Origin of the sequence: Paraburkholderia sp. SIMBA_030 (assembly GCF_046535245.1) — a bacterium.
In the GTDB taxonomy this organism is placed as follows: domain Bacteria; phylum Pseudomonadota; class Gammaproteobacteria; order Burkholderiales; family Burkholderiaceae; genus Paraburkholderia.
Window position 1 is genome coordinate 1 of record NZ_JAWRXB010001775.1, and the last position, 231, is coordinate 231.

The 231-nt window shown below is 61.5% G+C and carries 1 pseudogene; it reads left to right on the top strand.

Features of this window, described 5'->3' with window-relative positions:
* Positions 1-231 (top strand): annotated as a pseudogene (locus SB772_RS46095) (molecular chaperone HtpG); the annotation flags it as partial.

Consider the following 231-nt stretch of genomic DNA (forward strand, 5'->3'; position numbering starts at 1 on the left):
GCCGCTGCCGAAGGTGAAGAGCAGCCTGCCGCCGAATGGGAAACCGTCAACCGCGCCAGTGCCCTGTGGACCCGTCCTCGCACCGAAGTGAAGGACGAGGAATACCAGGAGTTCTACAAGCACGTTGCTCACGATTTCGAGAACCCGCTGAGCTGGAGCCACAGCAAGGTCGAAGGCAAGCTTGAATACAGCTCGCTGCTGTACGTGCCGGCCCGTGCTCCGTTCGACCTG